General features: G+C 45.8%; 10 protein-coding genes. 6 read left to right on the top strand and 4 right to left on the bottom strand.

Translation table 11 applies throughout. From position 1 onward, the window contains the following. Positions 1-33: 33 nt before the first annotated feature. Positions 34-495: a hypothetical protein gene (locus EPL05_RS20090; protein ID WP_128535790.1), complete on the bottom strand. Its 462-nt coding sequence runs from the start codon at positions 493-495 to the stop codon at positions 34-36. A 49-nt stretch (positions 496-544) separates the two neighbouring features. Continuing rightward, a complete protein-coding gene (locus EPL05_RS20095; protein WP_128535791.1) occupies positions 545-997 on the bottom strand; it encodes a DinB family protein in 453 nt (150 codons plus the stop codon). 114 nt (positions 998-1,111) lie between these two features. Between EPL05_RS20095 and EPL05_RS20100 the strand changes: the two genes are divergently transcribed. The 5 genes from EPL05_RS20100 to EPL05_RS20120 all read left to right on the top strand — a co-directional run bounded on the left by EPL05_RS20100 (position 1,112) and on the right by EPL05_RS20120 (position 7,699). Further along, positions 1,112-2,833: an ArnT family glycosyltransferase gene (locus tag EPL05_RS20100; protein WP_128535792.1), complete on the top strand. Its 1,722-nt coding sequence runs from the start codon at positions 1,112-1,114 to the stop codon at positions 2,831-2,833. Between the two features lie 12 nt (positions 2,834-2,845). Continuing rightward, positions 2,846-3,868 (top strand): hypothetical protein, encoded by a 1,023-nt coding sequence (locus EPL05_RS20105; protein ID WP_128535793.1) that lies wholly within the window; start codon positions 2,846-2,848, stop codon positions 3,866-3,868. Positions 3,869-3,979: 111 nt separating this feature from the next. Then, complete coding sequence (locus tag EPL05_RS20110; RefSeq protein ID WP_128535794.1) at positions 3,980-4,699, top strand: DUF2490 domain-containing protein; 720 nt, start codon at positions 3,980-3,982, stop codon at positions 4,697-4,699. Between the two features lie 424 nt (positions 4,700-5,123). Then, a complete protein-coding gene (locus EPL05_RS20115) occupies positions 5,124-6,044 on the top strand; it encodes a DUF58 domain-containing protein (protein WP_128535795.1) in 921 nt (306 codons plus the stop codon). A gap of 185 nt (positions 6,045-6,229) precedes the next feature. Further along, positions 6,230-7,699, top strand: a complete 1,470-nt coding sequence (locus tag EPL05_RS20120; protein WP_128535796.1) for a glycoside hydrolase family 130 protein — start codon at positions 6,230-6,232, stop codon at positions 7,697-7,699. Positions 7,700-7,768: 69 nt separating this feature from the next. On the opposite strand, the gene EPL05_RS20125 is transcribed toward EPL05_RS20120, so the two are convergent. Further along, positions 7,769-10,507, bottom strand: a complete 2,739-nt coding sequence (locus tag EPL05_RS20125) for a DUF5695 domain-containing protein (RefSeq protein ID WP_208394797.1) — start codon at positions 10,505-10,507, stop codon at positions 7,769-7,771. Between the two features lie 569 nt (positions 10,508-11,076). Here EPL05_RS20125 and EPL05_RS20130 point away from each other — a divergent pair. Beyond that, positions 11,077-11,472 (top strand): hypothetical protein, encoded by a 396-nt coding sequence (locus EPL05_RS20130; protein ID WP_128535797.1) that lies wholly within the window; start codon positions 11,077-11,079, stop codon positions 11,470-11,472. A 163-nt stretch (positions 11,473-11,635) separates the two neighbouring features. On the opposite strand, the gene EPL05_RS20135 is transcribed toward EPL05_RS20130, so the two are convergent. Then, a complete protein-coding gene (locus EPL05_RS20135) occupies positions 11,636-12,640 on the bottom strand; it encodes a glycosyltransferase family 4 protein (protein ID WP_128535798.1) in 1,005 nt (334 codons plus the stop codon). Position 12,641: the final 1 nt, after the last annotated feature.

Below are 12,641 nucleotides of genomic sequence, written 5' to 3' on the forward strand. Positions count from 1 at the left end.
TGGCGAAATGCAGCTTTACCCCTTAGCAAATTTTCATGTGAACTTCCCCAATTCAATCGCCTCATCTCCAAAATATGCTTTAAATTTAGCTGATAGCCGTTCATCCGTGAATTTTACAATCGTATACCCGCTATCAAAACAAATTATCTCTATTGCAGCATCAGGGTGTTGAAGGTTACCGTTTTTCCATATTAACTCGTTGCCCTCGGCAAAAGGTATTGCATTCTCATCAATCGTAATTTCGACATTGTAAGGTATCGCAATTATCACACCCCAAACAAACTGGATATGCTTCGTTAAAATCTGCAGCATTTCTTCACCGGTCAATAAAAAATACTCGTCTTCGAAATTGAATGGCGTTACCTCTCCGGACATGAAATCTAAATCGGAGAATAACCAATTAAAATCCGCAACATAATCGTGGATCGGATTTAATATCACACTCAGGTCTGTGTGATATTGCATTTTTTTAGTCTTCCGAATAATCCAATTCATGATCGTTCTTTCAAGTAATCAATGTTTCCTCTTAATGGAATTAGATGCCCTACACTAACTTCCTTATCGCCATAATGTACCCAATATGCAGCCCTTCGTGAAACGGCAGAAAGGAAATCGCGTCGTCGATACTGCTTATAACTACGCCATAGCGGGTGCTCCAGGTGGGGTAGTTGACAAAAATACCGGCCTGGTGATCTTTTTCCAATTGGTCGAGGCTGCTGATCAGTTTTTCTTTTATTTCGTCGAATTGCTCTTGGGTTATAGGGCCCTCTGGTTTACTTTCCGGTTTGTAGGTTTGGTAAAAGCTTTCATCAACTTCCAGTCCGGCGCGTTTGTAACAAATACCCAACTGGGCGGCCAGCATGTGCCCAAGGTTCCAGGCAATATTGTTGTTAAAGCCGGCGGGGATGGCGTTTATTTGCTCAAGCGTGAATTTCTCTAATAGGTTTAATACCATTAAACGGGGCTGTTTAATGGTATCGAATTGTTGTTTTGTCATGGGTCAAATATTCAATTTTTATATGAATTGTACAGCCGTTTCTTAAAATAATCATAACCATTATGCGCCGCAGCCTTAACGCATTTATTTTACCTTTGCAGCATAATCTGTTCAATGGCTAATACTGCAGGTAATCCCATTCAATCCAATAAACCCATATGGTATTTCATCGCCTGTTGGACGGTTTTGAACCTGCTGCAGGCCGCTGTTTTAGAACTCCATGGCGACGAAGCTTACTACTGGCTTTACGCCCAAAAGCCGGATTGGGGCTACTTTTACCACCCGCCTATGATGGCGGTGTTCATCAAAATTGGCTACACCCTTTTCCATAACGAATTTGGTGCGAGGCTGGTGGCGGTGCTCACCAATAGTCTGGCTCTTTACCTGCTTTGGCTCATCGTTAAAAAATACACGGTAACGCCCAAGTGGTTTATTTTGCTCACCTCCTGCGTGCTGGTTTTCCATGTATACGGCTTTACCACCACGCCCGATGCGCCGCTGTTTTTCTTCGCGGCGGTGTTTTATTATTTCTATCAGAAGTATGCAGAAAAGGATAGCTGGCTTACGGCGTTCATCATTGGCGTGGCGGTTGCCTGCCTGCTTTACAGCAAATACCACGGGATCCTGCTTGTGGGCTTCACGGTGCTATCCAACTTTAAACTCTTTAAACGTCCCTCTTTTTACCTCGCTATTGTAACCGGACTAATTTGTTTTACACCGCATATTTTATGGCAGGCTCAACGCAATTTCCCGGCGGTAAATTACCAGTTGTTCGAGCGCTCATCTGACAAGATCTACAATGTCTCCTTCACTATCGAGTACCTTTCGGGCCAGCTTTTACTTGGCGGGATACTCCTTAGCTGGTACTTGTTTTATAAAGCATTCCGCACCAAAATTACCGATGTATTTAGCCGCGCGCTGGTGTTTAACGCCATCGGTACTTTCGGTTTCTTTTGTGTGAATACGTTTTTCGCCAATGTGCAGCCGCACTATACGCTTATTGGTTTTATCCCATTGGTAGCGTTGGTGATGATCAATCTGCACCGGAATAACAATCATCCCAAATGGCTCTTCAATGTCGCTATTGCCAATATCGTGCTCATTTTGGTGCTGCGGATCTCGCTGGTTTTGGGCTTGCCGTTCATCAAAAAGGTGCAGGCGCTGCAAACCTATTTCGGTTTCCGCGAATGGGCGGCAAAAGTGCACGAAAAAGCAGGCGATGCCTGGATGGTGATGGACGATGGCTTTCAAAATCCATCTAAGTACGATTTTTACAACCATACCCTAAAAGGTTTCGCCTACGATTCGCGGTACTACGGCCGCACCATGTTTGATATATGGCCCATGGAGGATAGCCTGCAACACAAACGCGTTTACCTGGTGTTGAGCGACCCACTGCAAGGCTATAAAACAGATACCATTACCGGCGAAGTTGGTACCTGGTACGGTGCCTGGGTAGAAGACGCGCGTACCTATCAAAAGATAGCTATTGACACTAAGACAAAGCCGGTGACCGCGCATCCCGGGCAAAAAGTAGAATTTGACCTTAGTATAACCAACCCTTACACATACGATGTTAATTTTACCAACGTTGGGTATACGCACCCGGTTTACCTGGAGGGCTGCTTTTTTACCGGTCCTACAGATATTGCCGACGTGCAGCAGTCGGATGCCGGGTTTAACAGCATCAGCCTTAACCCGGGCGAGAGCAAGTTGTATAAAACAGCGGTGATCGCCCCCAGGGAGAAAGGAACCTATTACCTGATGTTCTCTATCCGTACCGAACCGTTTAGGGGAAGCAAGAACAGTCGCCTGATAAAATTTACAGTTGAATAATAAATTGATACGATGCATAAAAAGATCTACTTACTCATAGTTACTGTTTTAATTGCCCGCGCCGCTGCTGCCCAAACGGTGGATGTACATTTTAATGGATCGGTTTTTTTTGATAACCGGGAGTATAAAGAATCACTCATCCGTTCGCGCACTTATTCGGGCACCAGGCTCGCGCTCGATTTTGGGCTGAACCTGGATAGCGCCAACCGCTTTATTGTGGGTGTAAACGGCCTGCACGAGTTTGGCGCGAAACCTTATTTTTTAAAGGTGAACCCGGTAGCTTACTTTAATCATACCGGCAAACGCTGGTTATTTAACGCCGGTGAGTTCCCGCGCGAAGGCTTGCTGACCGATTATCCCCGCGCCATGCTGAATGATACGTTACGCTATTTTAGGCCGAACGTAGAGGGCTTACTGGCGAAATACCATACCCGTAATTTTAATGAAACGGTGTGGATAGACTGGGTGAGTCGCCAAACCGATACCGAACGCGAGCAGTTCCTGTTCGGCTTTTCGGGTAAGTACCAGCCGTTTGCAAAAGGGCCGTTCTACCTTTCACAATATTTCTTTTTATTGCACGATGCAGGGCCGGCCGTTCCCATCCCCGACGACCATATCCGAGATAACGGAGCCATACAAGTAAAACTGGGGGCCAATTTCAGCCATAAAACCTTCCTCGATTCCTTGAATTTTGAAGCAGGGGGCATGATGTCGTTCGAGCGTGAGCGTAATGTTTCGGGCTTTAAAAAACCTACGGGCTTTGTTGCCAACGCCTATTTAAGCTATAAGCGTTTTGCCCTGTACGATGAGTTTTACAAAGGCGAGGGGCATAGCATCTCCTATGGTGATGCCTATTATCAATATAAAACCTATAACCGGCTGGATATCATCTACACCCCTTTTTTATACAAAGGTATAACCGGGCAGTTTATCGTGAGTTTCCACCAAACGCCGTTTAGCAGTGGCAGCAACCAGGAAGCGTTCCGCTTAAGTTACGACCTGGGGCGAAAGCGGGTAGCGAAGTTTAAGGATTAGCATTTTTAACAAAATATATTAATTTTGCCGCATCAGCTGCCTTAACGAGTGTGCCCCCCACGCCCGGCAATTTGTTTTATCGCATACATTTATTGTATCTATCCGTTATTTATGAAGAATAAACTACTCCAGCTTTTGCTGCTTTTTACATTTTTAGCACCTTGCAAACTTTTCGCTCAGGACAATCAATCTGCCGCCTGGGCTGCTCTGTTCCACACCCAACGATTTTCGCAGCATTGGGGAGCCTCGTTTGATGCGCAGTTCCGCTCGGCAGACCGGGTGGATTACCTCCGGAACGTGCTGCTTCGCCCATCGATAAATTATTATTTCTCAAAAAATAAGATAGGCGCCGTGGGGTATGCATACATCGCCACCAATGGCAGGTCGGCAAGTGGTGCTTCCACTTTTCGTCCGGAGAGCCGGATATGGGAGCAGTTTATCATCAATCAAAAATTAAGCAGAACTGTTTCGTTACAGCATCGTTTCCGGTTAGAGCAACGCTTTTTGGGTAATACCTCTGCTACGGCTACCGATAGTTATTTTTCGCAACGCCTGCGTTATTTTGCCCGGGCGGTGGTGCCTTTTAAAAGCGATTCGGTGTTTACCAAAGGTCCGTTCTTTGCATTGCAGAACGAAGTTTTTGTAAACGTGCAGAACAAGGATAAAGTGAACAAACACTTCTTCGACCAAAACCGTGCTTACGCCGCAATCGGATTCCGCTTTAATAAAAAGTTCGACGCGGAATTGGGCTACATGAACCAATACACTAAACAGACTACCGCTTACACCGTTAACCATATTATACAAACAGCGTTTTACACGAGGTTTTAGGGGGGCCTCATCCGCCCTTTTGGCACCTTCTCCAAAGAGTAATAGCACGTCATTAGACAGGCGGATAATTCATAAGACGTTCCTCTGGAACGTTAGAGGGTTCTTTGGTATTTTCTACCCATAAAACATCCCGAAGGGATGAAAAAAACAAAAACGTTCCTTAGGAACGTCTCATGGGTAAAAAAATAACGGCAATTTTCACGTTCCAGCGGAACGTTTTATGAAATCTGTCGTTTGATGGGCTATTACTCTCCAAAGGAGAAGGATATATTTAACCAAATCCCAATTATTTTTTCAAGTCCTCTCCTCAGGAGGGGATTATTTCATGAGGGCTTCGCCATTTAGGAGAGGCTTCTCATGATAGCTAAAATGATCCTTCCTAAATTAGCGTTACGTTTTTATACCGAAATTGCTACCTTGGCCTATGCCTCAGTTAAACAACAACCAACATGTACGCCAGCTGGCAAACCTGGAATTGCTTGCCCGGCAGGTTGTTGAGGGTTTTATAACAGGCCTTCACCAAAGCCCCTTCCACGGCTTTTCGGTAGAATTTGCTGAGCACCGGTTGTATAACAATGGCGAATCGGTAAAAAACATCGATTGGAAACTCCTTGCCCGAACTGATAAGCTGTTTGTAAAACAGTTTGAGGAAGAAACCAACCTGCGCTGCTATTTGCTGCTGGATACCTCATCGTCCATGAATTTCCCTGCTGAGGGTATTAATAAACTGCAATTCTCGGTGTATGCCATTGCGTCGCTGATGTACCTGTTTAAAAAACAAAGGGATGCTTTTGGACTGTGCCTGTTCTCGGATAAGATGGACTGGATGAGCCCGGCCCGATCCACATCGGCGCACTTGTTTTACCTGTACGCGCAGCTGGAGAAGAGCTATAATAACCCGAAGCAAAATACAACTACCAATATTTCTACCGTGCTGCATCATTTGGCGGGCGAAATTCACCAGCGTTCGATGGTGATCATCTTTAGCGATATGCTGGAAAATAGCCTCAACCCACAAAAAACACAGGAGCTTTTTGCTGCCATACAGCACCTTAAGTACAAAAAGCACGAGGTGGTTATCTTTAACGTAACCAGCAAACAAAAGGAGCTGGATTTTAATTTTGATAACCGGCCCCATCATTTTGTGGATATAGAGACAGGGGAAGAAGTGCGTGTGCATCCCAATAAAATCCGCGAAAGCTATATCACATCGCTTAAAGAATACCGCCATCAGCTGGAGCTGAAATGTGCCCAGTATCATATTGATATTGTGGACGCTGATATTGAGCAGGGCTACAACAGCATCCTGAACGAATATATGATCAAACGCAACCGGATGGCTTAAGCGGTCGGTTCTATTAAACCTTTTGCCTTAAATCTTATCCGATAGTTAAACGCTTTTATTTAAAAAGATCCGTTAAATGCAGTGCTTAGCCCGATTATTCAGGATAATTTCACCTTGGTTAAGGTTTTGTAAAATTGACAAATCAATTTAGCGCCAATGGTGTTAAATAATAAACTATTTTTTTGATGAGACTTTCTATAGAGAGAAAACCAGTAAGAGTAAATCCCGATCCTAAGCGTGTAATTGCGAGATTCTTTTTTAACGGGAACGATCGTGCTAAGGAAGTTTTGCAAAGGGTAATGGGCATCAGCGAAGAGGTTGCATTTGGCATTGTTTCGCCGTTGTTGCAGGAATATTCTAAACGCCATCGTAACATTACCAGGGTTTTAAACCGCCACTGCAGCAAGTTAAAGCCACTTTTTGAAGAACTGGGTATTGATTTCGACACCCTGACGGTTTATCGTAAGCTCCTTATAGGTTCTTATTTTACCCACGAATATTCTATCGAATCGGCAGCGTTCTTTAATCCTTCCATTGTGGAGGACCCGGATCAAACCGAGCTGGAAGACGGGCAGCGCCGCGTTATCATCAGCTTCAGGGCGGTAGGAGAGGGGCACATTTCCTCTATCACCTTTCGTAGGGCGCTGATCGATAAGAACAATAACATTACCGTTTTGCCTGCCGGGAGCTATATAGATGAGGCGGAGATAGTGCGCAACGCGGTGTACAACAAGAAACTGTTTTTTGATAAGGCTGCCATCACGCAGATCAACATAGATGTGCTGCATGAATTGGAAAGCAAGCTCGACCATCATTTTGAATATTCTAACCTGCGCCGCATCATCCTCGATTCGCAGAAACTACAGGAGAGCGATATGAAGCGCCTGGAATATGATAAGGTGCTTTGGCTGGCCGATTCGTACTATGAAATTGTTTTCTCGCTGGATACGGATATCTCCGACAGGGTGATCTTCCCCATCTCCGAGTACGAGCGTAAAGGTATTGAGGACGCGCGCTTTGTGCAATTCCAAAATGAAGATGGAACCTCTGTTTATTATGCAACTTATACCGCTTATGATGGCGCGCTGATAATGCCCAAGCTGCTGCAAACTACCGATTTTTATAATTTTAAGATCATGCCGCTTTATGGTGCCGGTGCCCAGAACAAAAATTTGGCATTGTTCCCCCGTAAAGTGAACGGCAAATACATGATGATAAGCCGGATAGATGGTTGCAACAACTACATCATGTACTCGGATAAGATAAATATTTGGGAGAAGCCCGTTTTGCTGCAAACCCCCAAATTTAGCTGGGAGTTTGTACAGATTGGTAACTGCGGTTCGCCGATAGAAACAAAGGACGGCTGGATAGTGATCACCCACGGCGTTGGCCCAATGCGCCGCTATGTGCTGGGTGCAAGTCTGCTGAAACTTGACGACCCGGCTGTAGAGATTGGTCGTCTGAAAGAGCCATTATTGATCCCCAACAGCGACGAGCGCGAGGGCTACGTACCAAACGTATTGTATTCCTGCGGTGCGCTCATCCACAATAACAAACTCATCATCCCATACGGTGTATCTGATTCATCAACAGCCTTTGCAGAAGTGGATCTGGATGAACTGTTGAATAAGTTGAAGGCAGACGGCATAGATTAATCTAATGTCTTCACGCATAAAACGGCCATCGCGAACAACGATGGCCGTTTTGGCTTATGAAATTAACCGTTATTTAATTAGAGTCAACTCAACTGTTTTCGAACCCAGCGGCACTACATTCGCTCCTCTTTCCAAAACAAAATTTCCGTTTAACTTATACTGCCCACCTTTTACCGCTTGCTGCATGTGCAAATATGCCTTTGGCGTAAACTCATCAGCTATATTTAAAGTAATTACTACCTTGCCATTAGCCGGGTTATAGCTAATACTTTTAAAAGTACCGGCATCCAATGTAAGCCAAAGACCGGCAGGTGCAATAAATACCCGTTGTGCCGATGCTGTGGTGATATCCACCTTTATCGCACGACTATCCTTTTTCAAATTCCCGCCAAAGGCCAGCCAGCCGAAGTTTTTATGGTGGGTGATATAAGTAGCTGAGTTTACCGCGTAACCAAAAAAGTTTGGCCCGTAATCGCCGGAGAGACCATCTATCTTGAGGGTGGATGGATAAGAATGGAAGGCCGCGGGACCGAAACCATCCTGCGTGATGTTGGCTACCGAACCCATTAAACCGCCATAACCCACACGTAATAAATACAGGTCATCGGGATGACTGCGGTATTCGCTGAGTACCGGGATGGCGTTTAAGCCCGAGCCGTAGTGGTGTAGCTGCCGCTCAATACGGGAGAGCTTGCCGCCGTATAAAAAATCCCAGTACCGGCGCGCAGAACCATTATACCCCCAATGCGGTACGGTTGGCATATAGCCCAGTATGGCGTTAATGGTTACCTCCGCCTTATCGGTATACCCAAAGTAGGCCGACCAGTTGTAAACCTCTTCCTGCCCGGTACTATCCCAGGGCATTTCGCTGCCGAAGGGGTATTGCAGGGTGCGCCAGTGGTCGGCGCGTTTTCGCATTTCTGTTTCTAAGGGGAGCGCCTTATCGCCCCAACCTTCGGCCTTCAGATCCATCAGCAGCAGGTAAAATATGGTTCCTTCCATTTGGCCAAATTGGGCGTAATAAGGGGCCTGCTTTACCATGGCCATGGCCGTTTCGTAAGAGTTGTTCAGATAGAACTGCCAATTTTGTTGTGTAACTAACCCATTGTGATTGCGGGCCAAACGGTACATTACCCAATGCGCCGCCGTAACGTGCGGGTAATTATAAGAGCGGCCAACATCATTGGCGTCCTTGTGGCTCCAGGCAGCCCAGGTTTTCCAGTTGAGGCTGTCGCTATAAGTTCCTTTGGGGATGCTATCGGGCTGGTAATAAAACACGCTTTTCTTCACGCCGTACTTTTGCGGCCCCTCGCTATGTTGAATATTGCCGAACAGCGTGTGGTTCACAAATTCCTGCAGTTTGGCTATTTCGGCCTTATCGGGCTGTACCAGTTGTTTCATAATGGCACCCAGCCAGCTACCTGCCCCGCCCTCATCGCTTAGCCCGGCTATCCAAACGCGACTATCCTGTGTAACCTGTTGTTTCTTCTCATAGTCGTAAGTGATAACCGATGGGTTGCGGTGGAAGGTATCGGGTTTATTAAACCATTGCTGGTGGGTAAGAAAGCGGCCATAATCTTTCACCAGGTCATGTTCAGCTTTAACCACTTTATAACTGATGGTTTGGTATAACCCGTCGGTATAAATAATGGTTAAGCGCGCGCGTCCCCATTGCAACCCCTTTACGGTGTAGGCTTGCAGGTTTTTATTTTCGGCGGTAGTTGGGCTAACGCTTAAAGCCCCGTCGGGTTCCACCTGTAAACTCTTCACTTTTTTGCTGTAGTTTAAAAAAAGCTTTGCATCGGTGCCCTGCGACAGCACATACCCCGGTACGCCTACCGCAACGGGGCGGCGCTGCTCAATTAGTTTTTGTTCGATGCCTTTAATAGAAGCGGCCAGTACAAACTGAACACCATACTCCGCCGTTTGGCCGGGTCTTATGTAAACTGAGGTTGGCTTATTCCATGGCTCAGCTTTTTTCCAATCGGTTTCGGCGTAGGCCTTGCTGTGCACCATCCATTCGTAAAAGCCTTCAAAGTCTATACCTTTTGGGGTATGGTCGGTTAATAATGGGTTGTAAGCCTCAAATGGCGAGCGGCCATAGGGCGTCACCAGCAACACCGGGCCTTTGCCGCTCAGTCGGGTAACCTGTAAATAACCCGCGTCCTTACCAATGTATGGGTCGTAAAATACGTTGTGGGCATGGGCCTGTTCCAATTCCTCGCCCTGCAAAATATTATTAAATATCATGGGCAGGCCTAAAGCGCCTATCTCCACCGTATGGCTGCCGGTATTTTTCAACTTGAATAGCAGCACCAAATTGCCGTTAACTACTTGCCAGTAACGTTGCACATTCAGCGGGATGTTGGCTGGCAAGGTAGGCGACAGATCTGCCGCGGCGAGTACCCCCGCCTGTTTTGTTTCTAAAGGAATTACATCGGCCCGGTTGGCGGCAGTGGCGTATTTTGCCCAGGCGGTATCGCCTTCGGTTTTTAAACGCAGGTTGATATCGCCCAAATGATACATGCCGTTGCTGCTGCGCTGTGCCAGGCGCGCGGCGGGGGTATAATCAAAGTCCTTCTCGGTATTAGGTTCCAGTGCGGCAACGGTTTGCGAAGCCTTTACCAATTTAAGGCGGAACGCGGGTGTGTTGAAAGTTAACAGGCCTTTATCCAGGTTGAGGGTAGATGGCCTTTTCTCCAGGTTTTTCCAGGGATCTTGAGCATAAAGTGAGGTGCCGGAAATTAAAGCCAATGCAAGAAACATCTCGAAGAAAACATTACGGAAAGAGCGGTTTGCGGTTTGCATATTACACACGGAAACTAAATAGATAAGTAAATGTACCGCATTATTACCCGGCAAATGATTGGAATTTGCCCTGTTGTAGCTATATGTTACCCAGTAGGACACGCGTTATCAAATAATTGGAATAATTTTTTTGACAGATAGGCTTACTTCCATAGCTTTTTATCTTTTTGATCACTATTTTCTTAAAAAACTGCTGCCCTTTCCTGCTCGTTGGTTTACTGCCTTGCAGGTGATCGGGTGAAACCATAATGCACTTTATAAAAAAATAAGTATAAATGAAGCTTAACGCAGTGTATGTATTTCTGAACAGCCGTGCGCTGCTTAGCTATAAAAGTTGCCGGGATAACCTCATTTTAAGCACATTTAGGATTTTTCCTCCAGAATTATTAATAAACGTTAAATTTTTTTAATGATTAATTAACCGTGTAAAATAAAATCCTTAACAATTCCGATAAACACACATTAGAAGGTTGGCTGGCACACACATTGCATGAACCATTAAGAGCCCTTATTAAACTAATAATGTGGCTGTTAAAAAATACCCCGTGCAAAAATAATTACCAAACAAAATGGATCACTATAGAGAAATAAAAAATAATTTAACCTGGCATAACGAAGGCAAGTTTGAGGTTGAATTAACAAACGGCGTAATTACCCGCCTTAACTTTTGCGAGCCAGGCAAAGGTCCTGATGATACGGGGAAAGCCCTTACATCAACCAGTTACAAATTCCTGCAGGCGGTTCACTCGGCACTGGGTGACCTGTTTACCTTTATTGAGGAGGAAAATAAACGATTGGGTTATAGCTACGCCCGCCCGGCAGATCTGGGTTCTTACAACGAAGAGGTGGTAGAGAAATCTTACATGCAACCCAACGAAACCAAACTGAGACCGCTGATCAATTACGATAATCAGCCGGAGTTGAGCCACCTTACCATTGGCGAAGGCCTGAGGGATATTGGGTAGGTTGGTGAGTAGTGAGTGGAGAGTAGTGAGTGTTTTTTTGCTGCCGCGGTTTTTAACGCATGGCGCGTATAAGGGCCGCTTTCAGCTGACGGAAGTTGGAAGCTTCTGCCATGCCTACCACGAGATGCGCTCTCGCTAATCTCGCGGTAACGGGAATAGCGCTTTATTTTAATATTTGCTGATACAATTTATAATAATCATCCGCCATCTTCTCTGCAGAGAATTGAGAACCGGCCCAGTCACGGCATCTTTGCCGGCTGATATTATTTAGCTGCGATACGGCGTTTACAGCCTCATCTATCGTGTTAACCAAAAAGCCTGTTCTTTCGTGTTGGATCAATTCTGGCATCGAACCTTTGTTAAACGCAATAACCGGCGTACCGCAAAGCATCGCCTCAGCTACACTCATCCCGAAAGGTTCGGCAAAATTAATGGGGTGCAACAGAGCAATGGCCTTACCTAAAAGCTCGTTTCGTTTTTCGGGACCGGCATGGCCAATGTATTTGATCTGCTCGTCCAAATAAGGTTCAACCTTTTCTTTCCAATAATTATCGTCTTGAATAATACCGGCGATCAGTAGTTTCTTTTTTGCTTTTTTGGCTATCTGGATGGCTTCAGCAGCGCCTTTATCGTGGTGAATGCGGCCAAAGTATAGCAGGTAATCTTCCGGCATTTCGGTGAAATTAAAATCGGCGGTGTTTAAGCCGTTATAAACCGTGGCGATGTATTCCAGTTCGGCGCTGCGGTCGGCATTGCTGATGGATACGTAATGGCCGATGGAATTATATTTTTTATAAACTGGTATAATGCGCGGCGACGAAAAACCATGTATGGTGGTAATTATGGGTGTTTTGACCAGCGCGGAATACGTCAGCGGCAAAAAATCGAAATTATTATGAATAATATCAAAGTCCGTCGCCTTTTCCATCAGGTTGCTGATGTGCAGGCACTCTAAAACTTTGGCATCCTGGGTGCGGTCTTCCTCGTAACCTTGCTCGCAAATAGCATCCAGTTTCCCTAAGGTGATAGAATCGCCCGTGGCAAATAAGGTTACCTCAACGCCCAGCTTTATCAAGCTTTCGGCAATGTTTGATGCTACCTGTTCCCAGGGCCCGTAGTGCCTGGGCGGTGTGCGCCAGGCAACGGGTGCTAATATGGCTGCTCTCACG

Origin of the sequence: Mucilaginibacter gilvus, assembly GCF_004054195.1 — a bacterium.
Classification (GTDB): domain Bacteria; phylum Bacteroidota; class Bacteroidia; order Sphingobacteriales; family Sphingobacteriaceae; genus Mucilaginibacter; species Mucilaginibacter gilvus.